The following is a 25,973-nucleotide window of genomic DNA, read 5'->3' as shown; positions in this document are numbered from 1 at the left end:
ACTTGCTCCTGGGGGCGAGGAGCTCCGCTGGTCGCTGGTTGAGCAACTCCAACAACTGGGCGGCTCCTACCGGCTCTACAACCACTATGGACCCACCGAGACCACCATCGGGGCCCTCATCAATGAGCTGGGACCCATCGAGCAGGTGGCGATTCCTTCCCAGGAGCAGCGTGGGCGGAGCGTGCCGCTGGGTCGTCCCATCGCCAACATGCAGGCTTTCATCCTCGACGAGCAGCAGCAGTGGGTGCCCACCGGTGTCAGTGGGGAACTCTACCTGGGTGGCGCGGACCTGGCGGCAGGCTATGTCCAGCAACCCGAGCAGACCCAGGAGCGCTTCCTCGAGCTTCTCGTGGGAGGAGAGAAGCAACGCCTCTATCGCACAGGCGACTGGGTGCGCGAGGGCGAGGAGGGCACGCTGACCTTCCTCGGGCGACGCGACGACCAGATCAAGCTGCGCGGCTACCGCATCGAGTTGGGAGAGATTGAGGAGCAAGTGCGCCACCATGGAGGGGTGCGCGAGGCCGTGGTCCAGCTCTGGCAGGAGGAGGGCGAACCCGAGCAACTCGTGGGATACGTCGTGCCGTGGGAGATGCCGGGACCCGGTGCCCAGCAGTTGCGTGAGGCCCTGGAGACTCAGGTTCCTGCCTATATGCTTCCCAGCGCCTGGGTGCAGCTGGAACGCTTGCCTCTGACAAGCAATGGCAAGCTTGACCGCCAGCGCCTCCCCAGGCCTGAGCGCGAGTCACAGGCGACGCCCGAGCGGAGAGAGGAGGCGCGTACCCCGGTTGAGGAGCTAATGCTGGGCATCTGGGAAGAGGTGTTGGGCAGGAAGGGACTGGGCAGGCAGGAGAACTTCTTCCTGTTGGGAGGGCATTCCCTGTTGGGGACGCGGCTGATCGCCAGGGTGCGGGCGGTCTTCGGCGTGGAGGTCCCCATTCCCTGGCTCTTTGAGGCCCCGACCATCGCGCAGCTAACCGCTCTTCTACAGCGGGAGGTCCTCAGTGGGAAGGGGCTGGCGGTTCCAGCCATTATGCCGCGCTCCCAGGACGAGGCGCTGCCGCTCTCCTTCGCCCAGCAACGCCTCTGGTTCCTTGACCAGTTAGAGCCAGGGCAGGCGACCTACAATGTACCGACGGCCTTGAAGCTCAAAGGCTCCATCGTGGCCAACGCCTTTGAGCAGAGCTTGCAGGAGGTAGTGAACAGACATGAAGTGCTACGCACCACCTTTGCCACCCGAGATGGGCAGCCGGTACAGATCATTCATCCAACCAACCAGGCAAATGTCACCTGGATTGACCTGAGCCAGCTGGTGGGGCAGGACCAGGTTGAGGAAGGGGAACGCCTGGCGCAGCTGGAGGCGCAGTTGCCCTTCGATCTGGAGCGAGGGCCTGTCTTGCGTATGCACCTCGTTCGCCTCTCCATCAGGGAGCATATAATGCTGATGACGATGCATCACTGCATCTCGGACGCATGGTCTCGCGGGATATTCTCACGCGAGATGCTCCAGCTCTACCAGGCCTTCAGCCAGCAGAAACCCAATCCATTGGCACCCCTGCCAGTACAATACGCCGACTATGCCCTTTGGCAGCGCTCCTGGTTGCAAGGGGCGGTCTTACAGCAGCAGATGGATTATTGGAAAGAGCACCTGGCGGGGATCGTGCCGCTGGAGCTACCAACTGACCATCCGCGACCACCCATACAGACCTTCCGGGGGGCCAGCGCGCATAGCGAACTCCCGGCCTCCATGTCGGCAGCTTTGCTTAATCTGAGCAGGCAGCATGGCGTCACGCTCTTTATGACCTTGCTGGCAGCCTTCCAGGTCCTACTGGCTCGTTATAGCGGGCAGGACGATATCGCGGTTGGGACCCCTATCGCGAATAGGAGCTATCCAGAGGTAGAGGGACTCATTGGCTTCTTCGTCAATACGCTGGTCATGCGCGCCGACCTTTCAGGCAATCCCTCATTTGTAGAGCTACTCTCGCGGGTGCGCGTGGCGGCTCTGGGAGCTTATGGACATCAAGATCTCCCCTTCGAGCGCCTGGTTGAGGAGCTACAGCCTTCACGTGACTTGCAACGCTCACCGCTCTTCCAGGTAATGTTTATCTTGCAGCACAAGCAGGAGCAAACGCTTGAGGACACCACGGGCCTCGAACTAGAAGGCTTTCCCGAGGAGAAGACGACATCCAAGTTTGACCTGACCTTAGCGCTGACCCAGAGCGAGGAGGGGATATATTGTAACGTCGAGTACTGTCGAGATCTCTTCGAGGAGAGAACCATCGAGCGCCTCCTTACCCATTGGCAGGTCTTATTAGAAGGCATCGTGAGCAATCCCCAGCAGTGTATCGCGGATCTTCCGCTTTTGACCAGCGAGGAGGAGCGCCTGCTCTTGGTCGATTGGAATCAGCCTGTAACGGCCTCTCAGCAAGACAGTTGCGCCCACCAGCTCTTTGAAGGACAGGTTGAGGCAAGACCGGATGCAGTAGCGATTGTCCATGCAGACAAACAACTCACATATCAAGCCTTAAACCAGCATACGAACCAGCTTGCTCACTACCTCCAGTCGCTGGGGGTTGGGCCGGATATTACGGTAGGCGTCTGTATGGAACGTTCGCCTGAGATGGTCATGGGAGTCCTCGCAATTTTTAAAGCGGGAGGCGTGTGTGTTCCGCTAGATCCCACATATCCCGAGGAACGCCTGGCGCTGATGGTCGAGGATGCGCGGATCGCAGTGCTGCTAACCCAGCAGCGGCTCCATGGCAAGGTACCAGCCCGGCAAGCCACTACTGTGTGCCTGGATATAGATTGGGCGAGCATTGCCTCGTTTCCAACAGCGAACCCGCAGGGAATCATCAGCCAGGAACAACTGGCCTATGTGATTTATACGTCTGGCTCGACTGGCAGGCCAAAGGGCACCGGCTTGCCACATCGCACGCTAAGCAATCTCTTCCGCTGGCATCTGGCAACCTTGTTGACCGAGGCTAGAATGCTCCAATTCGCATCCCTGGGTTTTGATGTCAGCTTTATGGAGATTTTCTCTACCTTGGGATCAGGTGGAACGCTACTGATGGCGGACGAAGCATTACGACAAGACATCATCGGCCTGGCAGATTTCCTCTCCCTGATGGCGATTGAGAAGGTAATACTTCCGGTAGTCGTATTGCATCAGCTCGCGGAAGAGTATACGCGTCGGGAAGCGAGCACACTCTACCTCAAGGAAGTGACAACAACAGGCGAGCAAATGCAGATTACCTCGTCGGTGATTAAGCTTTTCCAGACTGTATTAGACTGTCCTTTACATAACCATTATGGGCCGTCCGAGAGCCATGTCATTACAGCCTATACCCTGAGTGGGGCTCCTTCGAGCTGGGTTGCCTATCCTCCCATCGGACGTCCCATAAGCCAGACGCAGATCCATCTGTTGGATTCTGCCTTCAAGCCAGTTCCGATCGGCGTGCCGGGCGAACTCTATATCGGCGGCGTTAGCCTGGCACGAGGCTATATTCATCAGCCAGGCCTGACAGCCGAACGCTTCATCCCTAATCCCCTGAGTAGTATTCCGGGCGAAAGGCTCTACCGTACTGGGGACAAGGCGCGCTACCTGGAGGGCGGCGATATCGAGTATCTGGGTCGACTCGATCACCAGGTAAAACTGCGCGGCTACCGCATTGAATTGAGTGAGATTGAGGCCACCATCAGTCGCTATCCAGGCATCGGCGAAGTCGTCGTACAGCTTGTGGGCAAAGCGCTGGACGATAAACGCTTGATAGCCTACCTGGTTCCTACGCGGGAGCACACCATCAAGATCCAGGCCCTACGGCAGCATCTCAGACAACAGCTACCAGAGTATATGCTCCCATCGGCCTTTGTGGAACTGGATGCCTTGCCCCTGACGACGAATGGGAAGGTGGATCGGCGCGCTCTCCCCCTGCCGGATATCTCTGCTAGAGAGCGAGGGGCCAGTCTGGTCGCTCCTCGCACGGCCATAGAAGAGGTCATAGCGGGTACCTGGCGCGATGTGCTAGGCATACAACACATAGATATGTACGATAACTTCTTTGAAGTGGGGGGACATTCACTGCTCGCGATGCGGGTTATCTCGCGTATCCGGGCGGTGTTGCAAATGGATATCCCGCTACGCGTGCTCTTCGAAGAGCCGACGATTGCAGGATTAGCACAGCATGTAGAGGCAACCTTGTATGGCCGGAAGGGGCTCGAAGTTCCAGCTCTGGAGCCTCGGAGACAGACGGACGATATCCCACTCTCCTTCGCGCAGCAGCGCCTGTGGTTTCTGGAGCAGTTGCAGCCAGATACGGCCCTCTACTCCATCCCTACCGCTATCAGGTTACAGGGGCGCTTAGAGATTCAGGCCCTGCATCAGAGCTTGCAGGAGATGATCCGGCGCCACGAGACTCTGCGTACCACATTCCATGTACGCTATGACCAGCCGGTACAGATCATCGCTCCAACGCAGGAGGCATATCTGCCGCTACTTGATCTACGGGCCTGCACAGGCCAGGAGCGCCAGACTATAGTTGAGCAACTCATGTACCAGGAGGCGGGGCGCCCCTTCAATCTAGCCGAGGGACCTCTATTACGCACAATCCTGTTGCGCCTGGATGAAGAAGAGCATGCCTTGTTATTTACAATGCATCATATTGTCTCCGATGGCTGGTCGATGGAGATCTTTATCCGTGAGATGACGGCTCTCTATGTCTCCTTTGCCATGGGTCGCGCCTTGACCCTACCTCCCCTACCAATCCAATATGCCGATTTTGCGCTCTGGCAGCGCCAATGGCTCCAGGGCCATGCACTGGAGGAGCAGATGCGCTACTGGCAGGATCAGCTGGCCGCGCTCACGCCTCTCGAACTTCCAACCGATTATCCGCGCCCGGCGGTGATGACCTTCCGAGGAGCGCGCCAGAGCCTCCTCTTGCCACCACCTCTGCGCGACGATCTGCAATCCCTCTCCCAGCGCGAAGGGGCCACCCTCTTCATGACCCTGTTGGCGGCCTTCCAGCACTTACTTGCACGCTACAGCGGGCAGGATGATATCGCGGTGGGAACTCCCATAGCCAATCGCACGCACGCGGCGCTGGAAGGGTTGATTGGCTTCTTTATCAATACCCTGGTTTTGCGCGCCGATCTAACAGGGAATCCCACATTTCAGACCTTGCTCGCGCGGGTACGCGAGGTCTGCCTGGGAGCCTATGCCCACCAGGACATCCCCTTCGAGAAGCTGGTTGAAGTGCTGCAACCCGAGCGCGACCGCAGCCGCTCGCCTCTCTTCCAGGTCTCCTTTAGCCTGCAACAAGCGCAGCAGGAAGCAGAGGCCCTTGAAGTACTTCCACAGCTCAGCGTGAGTGGCCTGGCACGAGAGGGCCTGACCACAAAGTTCGACCTGATGCTTAACATTACAGATACGCAGGAAGGGCTACGATGCACGGCTGAGTATAGCACTGACCTCTTCGCGGCTGAGACGATTGACCGGCTACTGCAACATTTCCATGTGCTTCTGCAAGAGATTGTGAGCCAACCCCAGCTCCCCCTGGCGCAATTAGCCCTGTTGACACCAGCGGAGAACCAGCAGATGCTGATTGAGTGGAACCAGGCTCAGGTCACGCCTCAGGTCGATCTCTGCCTCCATCAATTGATAGAAGCCCAGGCCGAACGGACTCCAGATCAGGTGGCAGTCACCTTTGAGGGAGGCTTTCTCTCCTACGCGGCGCTTAATCAGCGCGCGAATCAGCTTGCGCACTTCCTGCGTTCCACCTTGCAGGTCGGACCAGATGTGCCGGTGGGCATCTACATGGAGCGTTCCTTCGAGGTTCTCGTGGCGATGCTGGCAATCCTCAAAGCTGGAGGCGCCTACGTTCCCCTGGATCCCAGTCAGCCTCAGGAGCGGGTGTCCTTTATCCGTGAAGACACCCAACTCACCATCATCCTGACGCAGGGGCACCTACGCACAAGGCTTTCTCAGCAGGCGGCGCGTATCCTCTGCCTGGATAGTGATTGGCCATCCCTTGTGCAGACCAGCACCCTCAACCCAGCCGCAAAGGTCTCGCCCGATAACCTGGCATATATCATCTATACATCAGGGTCTACTGGCCGACCAAAGGGAGTGCTTATCAGCCACCGGAATGTTGTCCATTCCACACTCGCACGTCACCATTACTATGCTGACCCTGTCACGAGCTATCTCCTGCTCTCGCCCTTCACGTTTGATAGCTCGGTGGCGGGCATTTTCTGGACGCTGACGCAGGGAGGAACGCTTGTGCTTCCACCCGCGCAACTGCGGGATGAACTCCTCCATATTTCTGAGATCATCGCGCGTCTCGCCGTCTCGCATGTCCTGACGGTCCCCTCGCTCTACACGCTCATCCTTCAGCAGGCAAGCAAGGAGCAACTGCGTAGTTTACGCACAGTGATCGTCGCTGGCGAGGCGTGCGCCCCCTCCTTGAGCCAGTTGCATCACGAGCTGTACGCAGAGATCGCGCTCTTCAATGAGTATGGGCCGACAGAGGGAACTGTGTGGAGCAGCGTCTATCATGACCGGCCTCAGGGAGTGGGAGCTACCGTCCCCATTGGTCGCCCGGTTCCCAATGTGCAGCTCTACCTGGTCGACCTTTATCAGCAACCTGTACCCGTTGGCGTGGCAGGCGAGCTGTGTATTGGCGGGGCGGGACTGGCACGCGGATATCTCCATCACACAGAGCTGACCGCAGAAAAGTTTATCCCGCATCCCTTCAGCGAGCAACCAGGCCAGCGCATCTACCGCACGGGCGACCTGGCCCGCTACCTGCCTGATGGAACGCTTGAGTTTCTGGGGCGTGTCGACCAGCAGGTAAAAATAAGGGGCTATCGCATCGAGCTGGGCGAGATCGAAGCCACTCTCCAGCAGCATCCAGTCGTACGGGAATGTGCCGTTGTCGTTCACGAAGATGAAGCCAGCCAGAAACACCTGATAGCCTATGTCGCACAGCAGACCGCGGAGATAGACACGACCGACGCGACCGTGGAGACAGAACACGTTTCCTTGTTCCAAACGGTATATGATCAACTCTACTCTCAGGAGCAGGCGTTTTCAGCACAAGATGAGGCCATCAACACCAATATCTGGACGAGCAGCTATACCAATACCCCCTTGCCAGTCGCAGAGGTGCTCGATAGCGTGAACGGTGTGGTAGAGCGCGTCGCAGCCCTTCAACCCGAGCGGTCATTAGAGACATTAGAGATACTAGAGATTGGCTGTGGCACCGGTCTCCTCCTCTTCAGATTGGCCCCTCAGTGTCGCCAGTACAGCGGTGTAGATCTCTCAGAGGCGGCCCTGCGACACCTGCGAGCGCAATTAGCCGCGCGTGAGCCGGAGTTTGCCAATGTCACGCTCGCACCGGGAGCAGCGCACGAGGTATCACAGATGGGTTTTGCCAGGGAGAGCTTCGATGTCGTCATTTTGAATGAAGTGGTACAACACTTCCCCAATCTTGACTACTTTGAGCGCGTGCTGGAACAGATCACGCCGCTTGTTAAAAAAGGCGGGTCGATCTTTATTGGTGGGCTGCGTAGCCTCTCGCTCCTCACAACATTTCATACATCAGTGCAGATATATCGGGCGGCGCCCTCGCTGCCTATCGCACAGATGCAAGAGCGTATTCGAGAGCTGATGTCATCCGAGAAAGATTTTGTGATCGATCCTGCATACTTTGCGCTGCTACACACGCATCTACCGCAGCTCAGCCTGGCGCGGGTACAACTGAAGAGCAGTGACTTCCCCAATGAGATTACCCGCTTCAAATACGATGTCGTGTTGCAGGTGGGAGAGAGAAAGAGCGCCTTGCCCGGCACAACGCCCTGGCTGGATTGGAGCGAGCAGGCGCTGACGGTACCCAAACTGCGCATATATCTCCAGGCGAGCAAGCCTGCAAATCTGGGAATTAAACAGGTTCCCAATGCGCGTCTCCTGGCCGATGCCAGGGCTGTGGAACTGCTTGCCAGGAAGCAAGAAGAGCTAGCCACAGTAAGAGATGTGCAAGCATACATGCAGAATGTGCCTGGGGCGACAGGAATTGACCCGCAGGAAATATGGGCGCTAGGCCAGGAGCTCTCCTACCTGGTGGACATCTGCTGGTCCAGCGCCAGCGATGATGGAAGCTTTAATATTCTCTTCAGGCGCCAGGAGACGCCAAACGCGCTCCCCTTCCCACCAGAAGAGCTGGTACCGCGCAAATCCTGGTCTGACTATGTCAACAATCCAGCACACAAAAGTCGCTTACAAGAGGTGGAGCCAGAGCTTCGACACTATATGCAGGATACGCTCCCCGAGTATATGATCCCCTCGCGTATCGTGATGCTGGACGCTCTCCCACGTACCTTCCATGGCAAAGTGGATCGCCGTACCCTGGCGGCGCTCAATCCAGCGGAGGACGAGGTCCAGGAACAGCTTGCCACGCCGCGTAATCCGCTTGAGGAGATCATCACCGAGGTCTGGAAAGAGGTGCTTCATAGCAAGCAAGTTGGCATTCACGAGAACTTCTTCCAGTTAGGAGGGCATTCGCTGCTGGCAACGCAAATGGTCTCGCGCCTGCGGAGTGTGTTACAGATCGAAGTCCCTCTCCATAAACTATTCGAGACGCCAACGATAGCCGGCCTGGCCAGGGTAATTGAACAAATCTTGCGCCAGGGACAGAGCACGGACCTCTCGCCGATTCAGCCAGTCTCGCGAGAGGAGGCGCTACCGCTCTCCTTCGCCCAGCAACGCCTCTGGTTCCTGCACCAGCTCGATCCTCAGAGCACCGCTTACACCATTCCCAATGCCGTCCGCCTGCGCGGCTCCATCGATATCCAGGCCCTCGACCTGGCCTTGCACCTCGTCATCCAGCGTCATGAGAGCCTGCGTACCACCTTCCCCTCCCAGGGCGCAGTGGCTGTCCAGCATATCGGTGCTGCCCCCTCCTCCCCGCTCACCGTACTCGATCTGCGCTCCCTGCCTCCGGCTGCACGCGAGCCCATCGCACGCAGCATCCTCCAGCAGCATCTTGCCCTGCCCTTCGACCTGGCTCATGGCCCGCTCTTGCGCAGCTGGCTGCTCCAGCTCGACTCCCAGGACCAGGTCCTGCTGCTCTCGATGCACCATATCATCTCCGATGGCTGGTCCAGCGGCATCCTCACCCAGGAACTCATTCAGCTCTACCAGGCTGCCTCCCAGGGGCTGCTACCCACCCTGCCACCTCTGCCCATCCAGTACGCCGACTACGCCCTCTGGCAGCGCCAGTGGCTCCAGGGCCCCGTCTTGCAGGAGCAGCTCTCCTACTGGAAAACCCAGCTGGCGGGCATCACCCCCCTGACCCTGCCCACCGATGCCCCTCGTCCCGCCATCCAGCGCGTGGAGGGCGCTCGCCTGCACCAACTCGTGCCCCTCGACCTGCTCACCCGGCTGCAAGCCCTCTCCCAGCGCCAGGGCGTCACCCTCTTTATGACCCTGCTGGCCGCCTTCCAGGTCTTGCTCGCACGCCTGAGTGGACAGCAGGATATCGCCGTAGGCACCCCTATCGCCAATCGTACCCGCGACGAGGTCGAGGGCCTCATTGGCTTCTTCGTCAATACCCTGGTCCTGCGCTGCGACCTCTCGGGCACGCCCTCCTTCCTCGACCTGCTCACCCAGGTGCGCCAGGTCTGCTTGCAGGCCTATGCCCACCAGGACCTCCCCTTTGAGCAGGTCGTCGAGGCCGTCCAGCCCCAGCGCGACCGCAGCCGCTCGCCCCTCTTCCAGGTCCTCTTCAGCCAACCCAACCTGCCCACCCAGGCCGAGGAGCCGCTCTCCCTCGCCACCGAGGAGTTCCGCCTGGAGCAGCACACGAGCAAGTTCGAGCTCCAGGTCGTGGTCGCCCCCAGCGAGCAGGGCCTGCGTACCACCATCGAGTACGCCACGGCCCTCTTTGCCCCTGCCACCATCGCTCGCTTGCTGCGCCAGTGGCAACTGGTGCTTGAGCAGCTCCTTGACGCACCCGAGCAGCCCATTGGGCGCCTCTGCCTGCTCAGTCAGGACGAGCGCGACCAGCTCCTGCACTACTGGAACCAGGCACAGGAGCCCCTGCCACCGCTGAGTGTGCAGCAGCTCTTTGAGGCACAGGTAGCCCGCACTCCCGAGCGCATCGCCCTCATCTGCGCTGAGGAGCAGCTCAGCTATGCCACCCTCAATGCGCGCGCCAACCAATTGGCACGCACCCTGCGTGCCCAGGGCGTGGGACCCGAGGTCCTGGTGGGCCTGTGCCTCTCGCGCACTCCTGAGCTCCTCGTCGCGCTGCTGGCCGTGCTCAAGGCGGGGGAGCCTATGTGCCCCTCGACCCGGCCTATCCTCGCGAACGCCTGGCCTTCATGAGCCAGGATGCGGGCCTGCGCGTCCTGCTCACCCGGCAGGAGCTACGCGAACGCCTGCCCCACAGCGAGGTCCCGGTGCTCTGTCTCGATCAGCAGTGGCCCACCATCAGCCAGCAGCGCGCGGAGAACCTCCAGGTGCAGGTGCTCCCAGAGCAGTTGGCCTATATGATCTATACCTCCGGCTCCACCGGCCAGCCCAAGGGCGCCATGATCACCCAGCAGGGTCTGCTCAACTATGTCACGTGGAGTCGACAAGCCTATGACGTTGCCGGGGGAACGGCGGCCCTGGTCCACTCCTCTCCCAGCTTTGACCTGACCGTGACCAGTCTCTACCCGGCCCTGCTGGCTGGTTGCGGCGTCCGGCTGCTCCCGCAGGAGCAAGACCTTCAGGCCCTGGCCCAGCAGGTGCGCAACAGCCAGCAGATGAGCGTGCTCAAGATCACCCCGGCGGGACTACGCGCCCTGACCGAGCTCCTGGGGGAACGCGCGCTGGCGGGAAAGGTACGCGTGCTGGTCATCGGAGGCGAGGCCCTCGCCAGCGAGGTGGTAGCCCCCTGGCGCAGGCATGCTCCGCAGACTCGGCTGATCAACGAGTATGGACCCACCGAGACCGTGGTGGGCTGCTGTGTCCACGAGGTCGGGGCAGAAGATACAGTGGAGGGCGAGGTGCCCATTGGGCGGCCTATCGCGAACACGCAGCTCTACGTCCTCGACGAGCACCAGGAGTTGGTCCCTATCGGTGTGGAGGGTGAACTCTACATCGGAGGGGTGGGCCTGGCGCGTGGCTATCGCCAACGACCGGAGCAGACCGCCGAGCGCTTTGTGCCTCATCCCTTCAGCGAGCGAGGAGGCGAGCGGCTCTACCGCACTGGGGACCGGGCGCGCTACCGCGCGGATGGCACGCTGGAGTACCTGGGGCGACGCGATGAGCAGATCAAGCTGCGTGGCTACCGCATCGAGCTCGGCGAGATCGAGGCGGCGCTCAATGGGCTGGCGGGCGTGAAGCAAAGCGTAGTGATCCTGCTGGGAGACACACCCGAGGAGCAGCGCCTGGTTGCCTATCTCGTCGGGGAAGAGGGCGAAGAGAAGCGACAGGTCAAAGCATGGCGCGATGAGCTGAAGCAGGTGCTCCCAGAGTACATGGTGCCCAGCCAGTATGTCCAGCTTGACGCCTTCCCTCTGACGCCCAATGGCAAGGTCGATCGGCATGCGCTTGCCACTCTACGCCCTGCCACAGAAGCTGAGGCATTTGTGGGACCACGTGACGAGCTAGAGTATCAGCTACGGCAGATCTGGGAAGAGTTACTAGATGTACGCCCTATGAGCGTTATCGACAACTTCTTTGACCTGGGAGGAAACTCGCTTCTGGGAGCGAGTTTAATGGCCCGAATCAAGCTGACCCTCGGCAGAGAACTGCCCCTGGCTGCGCTCTTCCAACACCAGACCGTGGCGGATTTGGCAACGCTCTTACGCGATCAGGAGGCATACGAGCATTATCCCCTCGTAGCACCACTCCAGCCGCATGGGGACGAAACTCCCTTTTTCTGTATCCATCCTGCTGGTGGGAGTGCCTTTGTCTACAGAAAGCTAGCTCGGTATATGGGAGCGGAGCGGCCATTTTATAGTGTGCAGATCCACAATATCGACGAGCACGAGAAGGAATTCAATACACTCGAAGGCATTGCAGCCCACTATGTAGCAGCCATCCAGGAGCATCAGCCACAGGGGCCCTACCAGCTTGGCGGCTGGTCTTCTGGAGGTCTGGTAGCCTACGAGATGGCGCAACAGCTGCGGAGTCAGGGTCATGATGTCGCGCTCCTGGCCTTGATTGATACCTATCTGCCCAGCCCTGATGAGCAGGTCTGGCGAAAAGAGGAGGCAGGATTCAGCGACGCGGCCCTGGCCAGATATGCCATGAGGCACTATCGCATCACCTTACCCGAAGCGCTTGAAGAGCGAAATGACCCTGCGGAACAGTTCGCCTATATTGGGGAACAGCTCAAGCAACGCGATGTTCTTCCACGCGACTTGAGCATGGAACAGGTGCGCTTCTTTGGGCGTATTCAGAAAGCAATCGTCACTGCGGGAGAGCGCTATCGCCCCCAGCCCTATGCAGGTGCGATTACGCTATTCCGTGTCCTGGAGACAGACGAGCAGACCAAAGATCAGAGCCCTGAAGATTTCGCCGCCACCGACAGAGTAGTGAAAGGCTGGGAAAATTTAGCCACTGAGGGCGTCCATCTCGACCTGGTCTCAGGCAACCATCTCACAGTCGTCGAGGAACCATATGTCAGCGAGTTAGCAAGCAAGCTAAAGCAATGTTTATAGCATAAAAGAAAGAGAGCCAGACACATGCAATTAGAGCAACTTATTCAAACGGGATACCTTTCTGAGCAGGGGCAGTCTCCCCTGGTGATACGTCCGAAGGTGACTACACTTGATCTCAGTGATTGGGCCCAAAGTCACCTATCCTGGCTTGAGCAGGAGCTTTCTACGTATGGTGCGCTTCTATTACGGGATTTTCAAGTTCCCACACCGGACGATTTTGAGCGTTTCGCCTCATTGATCTGCCCGGTACTCTTTAGCGAGAATGGCGAGCATGTTCCGGCTCCAGAGGTTGGCAAGGGGAATCTCTATACACCCGTGTTTTATGCGCCCGAGAAGAAACTACTCTGGCACAATGAAAACTCATTCAATGCCGAGTGGCCGAAGAACATCCTCTTCTACTGTGCCAAACCTGCTGATCAGGGAGGCGAAACCCCCATCGCGGACAGTCGGAAAGTCTTCCAGCTTATCGAGCCAGCCATACGAGAAACCTTTCTCCAGAAAGAGATCATGTATGTACGCAACTACGCCGAAGGGCTGGGGCTACCCTGGCAGAAGGTTTTTCGCACAACGGAGCGCGCGGAAGTTGAGGCACAGTGTCGTAAAAACAACATTGAGTTTGAGTGGAAGGATGGCGATCAGCTAAGGACACGCCAGGTTCGTCCAGCCATTATCAAACACCCCCAGACGCGCGAACTTGTCTGGTGGAATCAAGCGCCGCACTGGCACCCTGCCTGCCTGGATGAAGAAGTTCGTGAGACACTGCTATCAGTTTTTGAGCCCGAGGATCTGCCACGAAATTGCCTCTATGGCGATGGCAGCGTTATCGAAGATGAGGTCATGGGGGCGATCAATCAGGCTTACCAGAAGGTTGAAGTCAGCTTCCCCTGGCAGCAAGGTGACATTCTTCTCCTCGACAACATGCTCATGGCACATGCCCGCAACCCCTTCCAGGGGAAGCGCAAGATTTATGTTTCGATGGGAAACATGCTAAACCTGAACGACCTCCAGGACTAACACCGTGTTTCTCTGCACATGAAGGATAGAGACTCATGATAGTATCTTCAGTGAATGCCTCTAAGAAGAAGCATACGGATAGCCAGCAAGCGGAGAAGCCTCAAACGCTTCGTCGCGTCTGGCGCGTCTTTCGCCCCTACCGAATACATATTATTCTGATCGTCATCGTCATTATCCTTACGGCTGCGGGAGACCTGGTCTTTCCACTTCTCCTGCCCAAGGTCTTTGACGATGCTATTGCACATAACGATATGAATCACCTGCTGCTCTATGGGTTGATTATGGCCATCTCTGTCGGCATGACCGCGTTCACCCGCATTGCGCAGACATATCTAAGTAGCTTTGTGGGACAACATGTGATGCGTGATATGCGCAACCGGTTGTATTTCCACTTACAAGAGCTACCGTTCCGCTTTTTTACCTCAACCCGCGTTGGCGAGATTCAATCGCGCCTCTCGAATGATATCTCAGGGGCGCAGATCGCGGTCACTGATATCTTCGTCAATTCATTGACCAACGTCATCAACACAGTTGGCACGATTGTGGCTATGTTCTATCTTAGCCCACTCTTGACGATCTTCTCATTCCTGCTGTTACCCATTTTCGGCTGGATCACCTATAAAGTAGGCAATGTGCGGCGGCGCTTAAACACCTCAACTCAGCAGAGTCTGGCATCACTCAATGCCTTGATGCAGGAGACTCTCTCAGTTAGTGGCGTGCTACTAATCAAAACGTATGGGCGCAAAGACTTTGCCAAAGAACAATTTGAAAAGGGCAATCAGCAGTTGACAAATCTGGGAATACGTCAGCAGAGAGTGGGACGTGTCTTCTTCTCGTTTATGGATACCTTTCTGAGCCTCTCGCCCATTGCGGTTTACATCATTGCGGGCTTTCTGATTATCAATAAAATACAGCTTGTCTCGATTACCGTTGGCAATCTGATTGCATTCATGTATCTGCAAGGCATGTTTTTCGCGCCCTTCTCGCGGTTGCTCTCAATGCAGGTGGAGTTGCAAGGCTCGCTGGCGATTTTTGATCGCATCTTCGAATATCTCGATCTGCCTAACAGTATTCAGGACGCTCCCAATGCGCTTCGGCTGCCTGCTGAGCAAGTACGAGGCGAGATACGCTTTAGGAATGTCTCCTTTGCGTATAAAAATGATGAGTATGCACAATTTGGCCCACTGATAGCAAAAGATGATACAAAAGAAGCAAGCGAGGAGGAGTCAGTAGCCCAGGGTGAAAATGACGATCCAACGCTAATGCCTTTTCAGCAGGCGACCTTAAGGAACATCTCCTTCCACATTGAGCCAGGACAGCTCGTAGCGCTGGTAGGACCGAGTGGCGCAGGAAAAACAACCATCACCTATCTTATGTCAAGATTATATGACATCGATAATGGAGTGATTGAAATCGATGGACATGATATTCGAGAGGTGGAGCTAAGTTCGCTCAACTCGCTTATAGGCACCGTCACGCAGGAGACGTACCTGTTCCATATGACAATACGCGAGAATCTGCTCTATGTACGACCAGAGGCGACAGAAGACGAGATGATCGCTGCGGCGAAGGCGGCAGCAATCCATGAGCGTATCCTGGAACTGGACAATGGTTATGATACTCTGGTGGGCGAGCGTGGCTATCGCCTGTCAGGCGGCGAAAAGCAGCGTCTGGCCCTGGCTCGGATTCTGCTCAAGAATCCGCGCATCTTAATATTGGACGAGGCGACCAGTTCCCTCGATACCCACTCTGAGCGCCTGATCCAAACAGCATTAGAGCCACTTATTAAGAATCACACCACCCTGGCAATTGCCCATCGTCTTTCGACCATTCTGACTGCAGATCTAATTCTCGTGCTAGACCACGGTAGTATCGTGGCCCAGGGAACGCACCAGGAGCTGCTAACGAAATCCGAGTTATATGCAGATCTCTATCAGAAACAATTTGTTCTTGAAAAAGTAGATGCCTGAATCAGCTTTTAAGCTCACCTCATTATTGCGCCTCGATACAAAGAGGCATCACCAGCACTAAAAAGCGTTATCCATGGCGAGTTTGTGGCAGCGACTGGCAATGCACGCAAGTATGCGATTCAGCTCTTGAGCCATCCAGTCGCTCCCAAACTGACCATTGAACGGCCACGTCCACGCCATTACAGGCCGGAGGTTCAAAAAAGCGCTCCAACTGGCAGTGGACTGCCGCCAATCACATCTACGCAAAGCGTTGGAAAACTATTTGCCATTCAAGTGAGCAACCACTGGAGCAAAGTTCTCTGATTGCCTTTCCTGAATCTGAATATAAGAGATGCCCAGGCGCTCACGCTGCTCCAGCAGATACTCCACTGCCTGCGCCGTGGTCATTGGGCGTGATTGCACTGGTATCCCTCCCTGAGTGAGGGGGCCAGCGGTGATGGGATTGTCAGTTAATTCAATCCCAAATTCATTTCGGCTGAACTCCAGATGCTCAAAGCGCTCACCCGCGGCCTCTCGTATCCAGCCGATCTTCTCCTCTAACGGTGCATCGGTAGGATCAACTGATACTGGCATGATGATATTGGCCTCACGCGCCGCAAGAGTCAGCATGCGGCGACCTGAGCTGCCGATAAGAATGGGAGGATGTGGCTGCTGCACCGGTCTGGGAACGGGGCGCAGTGCTGTTGCCGTGTAGTACTTGCCGGAGAAATCAACGGTTTCGGTGGTAAAGAACTGTTTGATGATGGACAGCCCCTCCGCAAAACGAGAGACGCGTGTGCCAGCCTTGTCAAATGGAATGCCGAGCTGTTGGTAGTCTCGCGGCCAGTTGCCCGCACCCAGTCCAAGTTCTACGCGACCATCGGAGAGTTGATCCAGCGTCGCTATCTCTCTAGCCAGCAGGGCAGGATGGCGATAATCATTGACAAAAACATAGCTCCCGACTCGCAGTGACGTGGTGGCGATGGCCGCCACGGCAAGAGCAGTAATCGTTGCCAACGGTGTCCCCAGAACATCTGGTACGAGAAGAGTGGAGTAGCCCAGTTCCTCTACGCGTTGTGCCAGCGTCATCCACGCTGAACGGGATGGGTGACCGCCAGTGACAACCCCGAAACGAAATGCTTTTTTCGCCATAAACACCCTTCTTTCAAGAGAATAGATCCTCTCCCATTATAGCATCAGTGCTCTTACTCTTGCGTTTTGCCTGTTTTTGAGAGTAACCTCTTGTTCAACCATGAAGCTTCCCTGCTGCATACTCTTGTGATTAGCTTGAACCGTGCTAGAGGCTTTCTAGCACGGTTCAAGCTAATCACAAGAGTATGCAGTTCTCTACTCTATTGCTCAAGGAGATTCTGAAATGTGTCGTGAATGATGCCGTTACTGTAGAGGTACAGTGGCTTGATTCTGTTATCTGTGATGGTTGTGATCTTGCCTCCGGCTTCGCTAACAAGGAGTTTTCCAGCCTCAATATCCCATGGATTAGAGGTACGGCTTACCAGTGCATCTGCTCTACCACAGGCGACATCTGCAAGTTCGGTGACAATGGAACCGACGATGCGTGTTCGGTGTACATGAGCAGTTATCGCTGCGAAGTCTCTCAATCCTTCTTCAACAACGCGGGGATCGCTAGACGAGGAGAGATCCCCAACATGGACTAATGCATGCTCTAAGGTAGCCGCTCGTGAAACGCTGATTTTTTCTCCATTGAGATAGGCTCCCTGACCCCGTATCGCTGTAAATAACTCATTCCTTGTGGGAAGGTAGATGACGCCTCCTACCGTTTCCTGGTTTGCAATCAAGGCAATAGCGATACCAAAGGAAGGACTCCCATGTTGGAAATTGGCGGAACCATCCACTGGATCAATAGTCCAGTACTGGTCTTGCCTTCCAATAACGCCAGCCTCTTCGGAAAGGACACCGATAGAGGGAGCTTCCTTTTGCAACACAGAGAGGATAATTCGCTCCGATCCGAGATCCACGTCCAAGAGGTCATCTTTGTAGGCCTTCCTGTGCTGTACCTGTGCTCGGCCCAGGTGCTCCAGAAGATAACTTCCAGCTTCGTGAATAGCCTCCTCTGCAATTTTGACGAGAGCGGGTACCTCTGACAGTGATAAAAAAGTGGTTGACGCCATATGTTATATGCTCATCCTTCTAGTTAAATACATGATTGAATGCATAACCATTCTTGTTGTATAGCATTGTGGTTGTGTCTGTCAACTTGTCGAGATGTTGTGTCTTCGAAGCGCTTCTCTAGCCCTCCAGTTGTAGATGGCCGACGGGAGCGCTTCGGCACTTGTAATGGCAAAGTCGCGCGAGAGCTTGATAAGCACATCATCAGCATGGCCAGGCCGCCAGATGGTAGAAAAAGACTTTTCGCCTCTCTCGTATCAAAGATTTTGCGGACTCTATCGTTGCCTTATCGCCAGAGTGTTTACCCCATACCGCCACTAAAAGCCCCTGAACTTCAGTCATGGGGATGAAAGCGGCGTTCCTTTTTCGGGGCGAGGGCGTGGAGGGAAATGGATAATGCGAACAAATGCTCTTGACAGCAAATAGCTCTTAGCTGTATACTGTATACGATGAGTGAAACCTACAAGAGCAAACATAACGTGTATTATAGTTGCCACTACCACGTGGTCTGGTGCCCGAAATATCGGCGAAAAGTGTTGATCGGGCCAATTGAAACACGCCTGAAAGAGATCATTGCCCAGGTGTGTCAGGAATGCCAGGCCGAGGTGGAAGAACTGGAAATCATGCCCGATCACGTGCATCTGCTGGTCAGTGTCGATCCTCAGTTCGGCATTCACCGCCTAATAAAGCTCATCAAAGGACGTTCCTCCCGGTTTCTGCGACAGGAATTTCCTGCCTTGAAACGCCGCTTGCCGAGCTTGTGGACGAATTCCTATTTTGTCGAAACAACTGGGGGAGCGCCCCTCTCCTTGATCAAGCAGTATATTGAGCAACAAAAGCATGTCTAAGCGAGAGAAACCACCAAAAGAGAAAAAGCCGACCAGAACCTATCAATTCCGGCTGTATCCGACACACAAGCAAGAGCGAACATTGGAAGCATGGCTGGTGCTCTGCTGTGAAGTCTATAATGCGGCTCTCGATGAACGCAAAAGCGCCTATCGCATCGCAGGGGGTTCTCTCTCGTATGAGGATCAATGTGCCGAGTTGCCCGGCTGCAAAGAAGTTCGCCCAGATCTGGCTCTTGTGCCCTCCCAGGTGCTCCAGGATGTGGTAAAGCGAGTGGATCTGGCCTTTGCCGCGTTCTTTCAGCGTGTCGAAGAAGGGAAAAAACCGGGCTTTCCCCGCTTTAAATCACGTTTTCGCTATCATTCGCTGACCTTCAAACAATGTGGCAATAGCTTCAAGATCCATACCCAGGGCCGGAAGAACCGAGGAATGCTGGAACTGGCAAAACTCGGTCAGGTGAAAATGGTTCTGCATCGCCCGATCACAGGAACCCCCAAGACAGCGATTGTCAAACGCACTCCGACGGGCAAATGGTTCGTGAATATCACGGTGGAACGCTCTCCGAAGCAGACCCAGGAGAGCCACATGTCGCCTTCAGAGAAAGAAGTCGGCATTGATGTTGGCTTGAAAACCTTTGCCTACTTGAGCACAGCGGAAGAGATAGCCAATCCCCGCTTTTTCCGCGAGGACGAAGCAAGGCTGGCGCGCGCCCAACGCAAACTCTCCAAAGCTGCCAAGGGAAGCAAAGAGCGCGAAAAGAAACGCAAAATTGTTGCGCGCACGCACGAGCGGATTGCCAATCGACGCAAAAACTTCATTGAGCAAGAAGTGTGCAAACTGGTCGCCCGCTTTGGCTTCATTGCTGTGGAAGCGCTCGTCGTACGCAATATGGTCAAAAACCCGCGCCTTGCGAAATCGATCGCCGATGCGTCGTGGTCACAGTTTTTCATGCGCTTGCTCGCCACAGCGGAAGAAGCTGGGAGGCAGGTCGTGAAAGTCAACCCGGCGTATACATCCCAGACCTGTTCTGCTTGCGGTCGTCGTCAACCGATGCCGCTGTCAGTGCGGGTCTACGAGTGCCCTCAGTGTGGTCTGGTCATCCACCGCGACCACAATGGGAGTCTCAATATCTTAGCAAATGCACGTCAAGCCTGTGGACGAGCAGGCCGAGTCATTCCAGAAGCCCCCGGCTTGTAGCCGTGGGGAGTCGTCACATGGTTGCCCCCAGAATCCAGGGAGCGAACTCTTCTTCACCGATATCCTGGGCCTCACTTTTACTCTTTTTGCCACTGGCCACGGCAATCACCTCCTCGAGAATCTGCCGTCCGATCTCCTCCGCACTCACCCCCTCGCCCTCGAGAATGGCGCCAGCATTGAGATCCATATCATTGCGCATATTCTCATACAGAGGAGTGTTCGTCGCGACCTTGATAGAGGGAGCAGGTTTGAAGCCAAAGCAGGAGCCACGGCCGGTGGTAAAGACCACAATGTTTGCTCCTCCTGCGACCTGGCCCGTGACGGAGACAGGATCATATCCTGGCGTATCCATGACGACCAGGCCACGTTCCGCAATTGACTCGGCATACTGGTACACGGCATTCAATGGTGAGGAACCCCCTTTTGCAATCGCTCCCAGTGACTTCTCATAAATAGTCGTCAAGCCCCCAAGTTTGTTGCCAGGGGAGGGATTATTATCCATTTCCATGTCGTTGATTGCCACATACTGCTCCCACCAGCGTAACCGCGCGAGCAGCTTTTCGCCCACCTCCTGGCTACGCGCACGTCGTAACAGCACGTGTTCGGCCCCATAGATCTCAGGCGTCTCGCTCAGGACGGCGGTCCCTCCCTGCCTGATCAATTCGTCAGCACAGTACCCCAACGCAGGATTCGCCGTCACACCGCTCCAACCATCGCTCCCACCACACTGAAGCGCCAGCGTGAGTTCGGAGATGGGAACTGGTTCACGTCGCACTTCATTCACCCGTGGAAGCAATTCACTGATCAGGCGCACTCCCTCTTCAACGGTCTGCGCAACGCCCTCATGCTCCTGAAGGGTGAGCGAGAGTGGTTCCTTCCACTGCCTCCCTGCACTCAGTCCCATCTCATTGATCAGGTTAGGGATCTGATTACTTTCGCAGCCCAGGCCCACCAGCAGGTAGGCGCCAACATTTGGATGGGAGGCCATACCTGCCAGCACACGCTGCAGCGTGTTGATCCCCTGGCGTCCCATCGCACAGCCACTTTTATGGGTTAGACCGATGATTCCATCTATTTGAGGATAGCGGCACAGTATCTCTGGCCCAAAACGCTTCTGGATAGCCCGGATCGTACTGGCGGAACAGTTGACGGTGCCAATCAGTGCCAAGTAGTTGCGCGTGCCAACCCTGCCATCGGGTCGTTTATAGCCCAGAAAGGTGCGCCGCTGGTGAAGCGGGACAGGGTCGACCAGGCGTAGCTCGCTCCCATACGTATACTGTTGGTGGAGTGTACCCACCGCGAGATTGTGTGTATGCACATGAGAGCCTGCTGCGATCGTTTGTGTCGCAAAACCGATGATCGAGCCATAGCGGAGCACTGGCTGGCCCTGCGCAATCCCTCGCAACGCCAGTTTGTGACCTGCCTGGATACGCTGCCCGACCTCAAGCAAACGGCCATCAGGCAAACGCAGAACAAGACCCCTGCTCAATGGCAGGCGAGCAATAGCAACATCATCGCCTGCCTGCAAGAGGACAGCAGCCTCCTGGAGGTCGATGGGTTTGTCATGAGAGAAAGCACTTCCCTGTATCTGCAAACGCGGCTGTGATCGCTTGTCCATACATTCTCCTCCTCGCTCCTTTGAGAGTATATTCTTGCTTTAAATGTACCATATCTCCATGTTGGCACGGTGCGAGAAGAGAGGGAGACTACCTATGCGACGGGTGTGCTCCTCGCCACATTTGAGCACCTAGACCGCGAGGGCAAACAGAATCAAACGTCAGTCAAGACGAACAGGAAGGCAGGCTGGGGGCCGAAGTGGATCCATGGGAAGCGAGCGATTGTCGAACCTGCTCGATTATTGACTGCCCGTGAACTTCGGCAGCGGGTTTGTGACTACTTTTGCTGTGAACAAACAGAACTTCTGGGACAACAGATCTCTTCATGATTTTGGAAGAGAACCATCCCATTGGGGCAGAAGGAATCGCCTCCAATAACGTCAAGAGGCTTTGAAAGCGGAGATCTGATAGGGCTATTAAGACAAAAAGATCTGCCCGGCACTATTTTCCCACAAAGAGTAGCCCCCTGCTTCTAAATCATCAGCAAACGCCGACAACAATGCCTGCCAACTTGTCGCAATGACAGGAGGGCAAATATCTCCAGAGTCGAAATCGAGGGCAATGATTTGTCCGATGTGTCCCGCTGGTCCTGGTGCCAAATCCAGACAAAGGCGAACCCCTTTCTGGTTCGCGAGAAAAGGCCTGCGCGTCGGGGGGATGGCTGGATTGCCGAGCACATCGAGGCGGTCCTGCTAGGAAGGCAGGAGGAGCAGCATCGAAGGAGTTTGATTGGGGTATTGAGGAGTTGCTCAGTTCACCACCTTCAGCAAGGCATAGCTGTATGCTGGTGAGAGACTTGCCCTCTCAAATGAAGATGCCCCGGCTACCTAACGTCTTTAACAGCGGTAGCCTCCCCATCGAGAGCGATGCACTCCTCACACGTTGGTGAGACAACCGAATCAGAAAGATGCTTGTTGCCAAACCGCTCAAGGGCGGCAATCACGTCACCCAACTCTCGGCCTTTTTCGGTGAGATGGTACTCGACCCGTGGAGGGATCTCCAGGAAAGCCTGCCGTTGCACAAATCCCAACTCTTCCAGGAGCCTGAGACGGCTGGCAAGCGTCTTGGAACTGATGTGCCCCAGCGTCGCACGTAACATGTTAAAACGCAGAGGACCTTGCAACAGGTTCATGACGATCAGCAATACCCAGCTATCACCCAGCAGATGGATAGCCCTTCCTAAAGGAGTCTTTCCACAGGCTTGATGCGTATCGGTTGGATGCTTCGCTTCGGATTCTTTCATAGGGACAAGTATACTCTCTTTTTCTTCAGAAAACAAGTTCCTTGACAAATTCTAGTTTCTAACTTAACATTAGTTTCGTAAGGAAAGTTAGATGGAAAGCGAAATCTTTCTGCTTCACTCTTTTCGCCTGGCTGCAAACACGCGAGAAGCGAGACACAGAAGTCTGCCATGGCTCTCCATCAGATCTCTATGTACTACAGTGCTAGAAAGAAAGAAACGATATGACAGTCACCATGAATAGCGCGCTCCTGCTCTTTCGCATCGTCATCGGACTTACAATGGCGGGGCATGGAGCGCAAAAACTCTTTGGCTGGTTTGGAGGCTCCGGTCCTGTTCGACTGCGTCAGGGCTTTGAGAAGCAGGGATATCAGCCAGCGTGGTTCTGGGTCGCCCTGGCTATTGTCGGAGAACTTGGCGGCGGCCTCTCCTTTGCGTTCGGCTTCCTGACACCATTGGGAGCTGCGGGCATGTTCGGCGCGATGGTCATGGCGGCCAGGACGCACTGGAAAAACGGCTTTTTCCTCCAAAAAGGCGGCTATGAATATACCTTGGTACTGGCGACTGCCAGCCTGACCATCGGCCTCATCGGGCCTGGGAGCTATGCGCTGGATACCCTCTTGAGCATCGCCCTGCCAGAAGTACCCGTGTTTGGTGTGTTGGCAGGCGCGGCCCTGCTGGTCGATCTCATTGGAATCATGCTCACTTCCCGCGCCAGCGCAAGTGTCCAGCCTGAGCGTCCATCCAGCGCTTCCTGAGGATCTTCGCTATGAACTACGGTCACTCACTGAAATTTGGGACATTCATCACGCCGCTGAGTAAAGCGCCAGAGACGGTCGTTGAGTTGGCGAGGCACAGCGAAGCACTCGGCTATGACCTCGTTACATTTCAAGATCATCCCTACCAGCCGGCGTTTCTTGATACCTGGACGCTCCTGTCATGGGTTGCCGGTCAGACCGAGCGTATTCACCTCGCCGCGAATGTCCTCAACGTGCCCCTGCGCTCACCTGCGGTCCTCGCGCGCTCTGCGGCGAGCCTGGACCAGCTCTCCGCTGGTCGGCTGGACCTCGCGCTTGGTGCCGGAGCATTCTGGGACGCGATTGAGGCAATGGGTGGGCAGCGGCTGACACCGGGTGAAGCGGTTGCTGCGTTGAGTGAAGCCATCGATATTATCCGCGGCGTGTGGGACGGTGGCAACGGCAGACCACTACACTTCGATGGCGACTTCTACCATCTCAAGGGGACGCAACGAGGGCCATTGCCGGCCCATGACATCCCGATCTGGCTGGGAGCCACCAAACCGCGCATGCTGCGGCTGATCGGGCAGAAGGCCGACGGCTGGCTACCTTCGATTGAGTACCTGCAACCCGGCGAACTCCAGTCCGCAAATACGATCATCGACGAGGCTGCTCGCGAAGCAGGAAGAGACCCGCGTGAGATTCGCCGGCTGGTAAACATCTCAGGAAAATTCTCGCCCGAGCGCGGTGGATTTCTCGATGGGCCGAGCAATCAGTGGGTCGATGACCTTCTCCCACTTGTTGCTAACAACGGTATCGGCACCTTTATTCTTGCGTCGGATGATCTGAAGACGCTGGAACAGTTCGCCCACGAGGTTGTTCCGGCCTTGCGCGAAGCGGTAGCGCGTGAGTTACCCGAGGCGTTCTCAGAACCTGAGAGGCGCCGCGCTGCCGTGCGGGCCAGGCGGCACACGGGGATCAACTACGACCATGTGCCCGCGCTCCTGGCCGATGCCGTAATTGAGCCGGGGGACGTCACCTATGCCCGCGTCAAATCAACCTACATGCGCGGTGGGTCGCCGAACTGGCCAGCATGTTGTGGGCTGCGGTCTCAGCCTGGGTGACGGCGTTGCTCCAGTGCTCGACCACCAGGAGTTGCCCATCATAGAGTGGATGAGGCCAGCGGGCCACATCGCCTGCCACGAAGATGTCATCGGTGACCACCCCGTCTGCGTCGAAGGCGCGGCAGGACGCATCACAGACGACGCCGCGTGCATCGGCAGCGAGTCCGGCGCCTCGTAACCACTCGGTATTGCGCAGAGAGCCAAGAGCCACCACGGCCACCTCCACATCCAGTTCGTCACCATCAGAGAGCCGGGCACGACACAGCTTGTTCTAGGTATCACCTTCCAGGGCCATGACGGTGGTGTTGCAACGCAGATCCACGCCGTGCTGGCGCTGTAAAGCCGCGGCAAAGGTCCCGGCTGCCTGGCCGAGGGCACCTGCCAACGGTGTGGCGCTGCGTTCGGTGACTGTCACCTCCAGGCCGAGTTCACGGCAGACAGAGGCTACCTCAGAGCCGGTAAAACCTGCACCGATGACCAGGACGCGTTTGGGACCGGCTGCCAGGCGTGCGCGGAGTCGAGCCGCATCGTCACGCGTGCGCACCGTAAAGACCCCATCGAGAGCCGCCTGCTGTGAGTCGGGCCAGGGGCGGGCGCGTGTGCCTGTGGCGATCAGCAAGCGATCGAAGGCGACCTGGCGCCCATCGGAGAGCCGCACTTGCCTGTTCGACACATCGAGTGCAGTCGCCGGGACACCCAGCAACCATTCGGCGGCAATATCGCGTTGTCGGGGTAAGGTGGTATGCTCCTCCGAAATCCATCCCATCTGGACGGTCTTGGACAACGGAGGGCGATCATAGGGTTCGTAGGGCTCGTCGCCAATCAGGGTCAGATGACCAGTAAGCCCTTCTGAGCGCAAGGTCTCTGCGGCGCGCAGACCAGCCAGAGAGGCACCGACGATCACCACTCTCCCATTGGAGAAACTGGTTGATGAGTGGCCTGTCATGCCTTCCCTCCAACCTGCTCCAATGGCTTTTCCGCCTCAGGGAACGCATCCTGGTAATCAAGCATGATGGCCTGAACCGGACACGCGGCGGCTGCCTGCCTGACCTGCTCCCGCAACGCATCATCCGGGGTATAATCATATTCAAGGATTTCCTCGCCGTGAAACCGAAAGACGGTCGGGGCAGCAAAGACGCACTGTCCATAACTCTGACACCGGGTCAGATCCACCACAATCCTCATGTGAACACTCCTTCATACCATTTCTTCTCTCGTCCACCTCTATCGACGAGAGGTACTCCTTCCTCAGTATGAACCCGGAAACAAAGATCAACCAGAAAGCGCTAGCTGCGCCTACCCGGCGCGGCTTGGAGAGGGGGCCTAAACTGAGAAGATAGAGAAGAGAAGAGGAAACCCATGCATCAGCATACCTCTTGCGATGCATGGTCAGGAGTAAT

At 56.6% G+C, this 25,973-nt stretch carries 13 protein-coding genes and 2 pseudogenes; 8 read left to right on the top strand and 7 right to left on the bottom strand.

What is annotated here, in order from left to right; translation table 11 throughout:
• Positions 1-34 precede the first annotated feature (34 nt).
• From KTE_RS48275 to KTE_RS37525, 4 genes and pseudogenes are all read left to right on the top strand, one after another.
• Positions 35-11,644: pseudogene (locus KTE_RS48275) on the top strand (amino acid adenylation domain-containing protein); the annotation flags it as partial.
• Positions 11,645-11,664: 20 nt separating this feature from the next.
• Positions 11,665-12,702, top strand: a complete 1,038-nt coding sequence (locus KTE_RS50140) for a thioesterase domain-containing protein (protein WP_374226862.1) — start codon at positions 11,665-11,667, stop codon at positions 12,700-12,702.
• A 24-nt stretch (positions 12,703-12,726) separates the two neighbouring features.
• A complete protein-coding gene (locus tag KTE_RS37530; protein WP_201390845.1) occupies positions 12,727-13,716 on the top strand; it encodes a TauD/TfdA family dioxygenase in 990 nt (329 codons plus the stop codon).
• 35 nt (positions 13,717-13,751) lie between these two features.
• Positions 13,752-15,686: an ABC transporter ATP-binding protein gene (locus KTE_RS37525; protein WP_201390843.1), complete on the top strand. Its 1,935-nt coding sequence runs from the start codon at positions 13,752-13,754 to the stop codon at positions 15,684-15,686.
• Positions 15,687-15,944: 258 nt separating this feature from the next.
• Here KTE_RS37525 and KTE_RS37520 read toward each other — a convergent pair whose 3' ends face one another.
• Together KTE_RS37520 and KTE_RS37515 are read right to left on the bottom strand one after the other, a co-directional pair.
• On the bottom strand, positions 15,945-16,817 hold the full coding sequence (locus tag KTE_RS37520; RefSeq protein ID WP_201390841.1) for a TIGR03621 family F420-dependent LLM class oxidoreductase: 873 nt from the start codon (positions 16,815-16,817) through the stop codon (positions 15,945-15,947).
• A 200-nt stretch (positions 16,818-17,017) separates the two neighbouring features.
• On the bottom strand, positions 17,018-17,815 hold the full coding sequence (locus tag KTE_RS37515; RefSeq protein WP_201390839.1) for an inositol monophosphatase family protein: 798 nt from the start codon (positions 17,813-17,815) through the stop codon (positions 17,018-17,020).
• A 447-nt stretch (positions 17,816-18,262) separates the two neighbouring features.
• Here KTE_RS37515 and tnpA point away from each other — a divergent pair, with 447 nt between their 5' ends.
• Positions 18,263-18,661 (top strand): IS200/IS605 family transposase, encoded by a 399-nt coding sequence (gene tnpA, locus KTE_RS37510; protein ID WP_201390837.1) that lies wholly within the window; start codon positions 18,263-18,265, stop codon positions 18,659-18,661.
• Positions 18,654-19,856, top strand: a complete 1,203-nt coding sequence (locus KTE_RS37505; RefSeq protein WP_201390835.1) for an RNA-guided endonuclease TnpB family protein — start codon at positions 18,654-18,656, stop codon at positions 19,854-19,856. Before tnpA ends, KTE_RS37505 begins: the two co-directional genes overlap by 8 nt.
• Before the next feature lie 13 nt (positions 19,857-19,869).
• Here KTE_RS37505 and KTE_RS37500 read toward each other — a convergent pair whose 3' ends face one another.
• From KTE_RS37500 to KTE_RS37490, 3 genes are all read right to left on the bottom strand, one after another.
• Complete coding sequence (locus tag KTE_RS37500; protein WP_201390833.1) at positions 19,870-21,474, bottom strand: UxaA family hydrolase; 1,605 nt, start codon at positions 21,472-21,474, stop codon at positions 19,870-19,872.
• A 414-nt stretch (positions 21,475-21,888) separates the two neighbouring features.
• The gene (locus tag KTE_RS37495) at positions 21,889-22,149 is read right to left on the bottom strand and encodes a hypothetical protein (RefSeq protein ID WP_201390831.1); all 261 of its coding nucleotides are present in this window, start codon (positions 22,147-22,149) and stop codon (positions 21,889-21,891) included.
• 146 nt (positions 22,150-22,295) lie between these two features.
• Positions 22,296-22,715, bottom strand: a complete 420-nt coding sequence (locus KTE_RS37490; protein ID WP_201390829.1) for a helix-turn-helix domain-containing protein — start codon at positions 22,713-22,715, stop codon at positions 22,296-22,298.
• 221 nt (positions 22,716-22,936) lie between these two features.
• Between KTE_RS37490 and KTE_RS37485 the strand changes: the two genes are divergently transcribed.
• Positions 22,937-23,470, top strand: a complete 534-nt coding sequence (locus tag KTE_RS37485; RefSeq protein ID WP_201390827.1) for a DoxX family protein — start codon at positions 22,937-22,939, stop codon at positions 23,468-23,470.
• Between the two features lie 11 nt (positions 23,471-23,481).
• Positions 23,482-24,573: an LLM class flavin-dependent oxidoreductase gene (locus tag KTE_RS37480; protein WP_201390825.1), complete on the top strand. Its 1,092-nt coding sequence runs from the start codon at positions 23,482-23,484 to the stop codon at positions 24,571-24,573.
• Here KTE_RS37480 and KTE_RS37475 read toward each other — a convergent pair.
• Both KTE_RS37475 and KTE_RS37470 read right to left on the bottom strand, forming a co-directional pair.
• Positions 24,518-25,519, bottom strand: a pseudogene (locus KTE_RS37475) (NAD(P)/FAD-dependent oxidoreductase); the annotation flags it as partial. The gene KTE_RS37480 and the pseudogene KTE_RS37475 sit on opposite strands and share 56 nt — an antisense overlap.
• Positions 25,516-25,758: a ferredoxin gene (locus KTE_RS37470; RefSeq protein ID WP_201390823.1), complete on the bottom strand. Its 243-nt coding sequence runs from the start codon at positions 25,756-25,758 to the stop codon at positions 25,516-25,518. The gene KTE_RS37470 and the pseudogene KTE_RS37475, both read right to left, overlap by 4 nt.
• Positions 25,759-25,973 lie beyond the last annotated feature (215 nt).

This window comes from Ktedonobacter sp. SOSP1-85 (assembly GCF_016587415.1).
Classification (GTDB): domain Bacteria; phylum Chloroflexota; class Ktedonobacteria; order Ktedonobacterales; family Ktedonobacteraceae; genus Ktedonobacter.
Note: the sequence above shows the minus strand (reverse complement) of the source record. Positions and strands in the feature narration are given on the sequence as shown.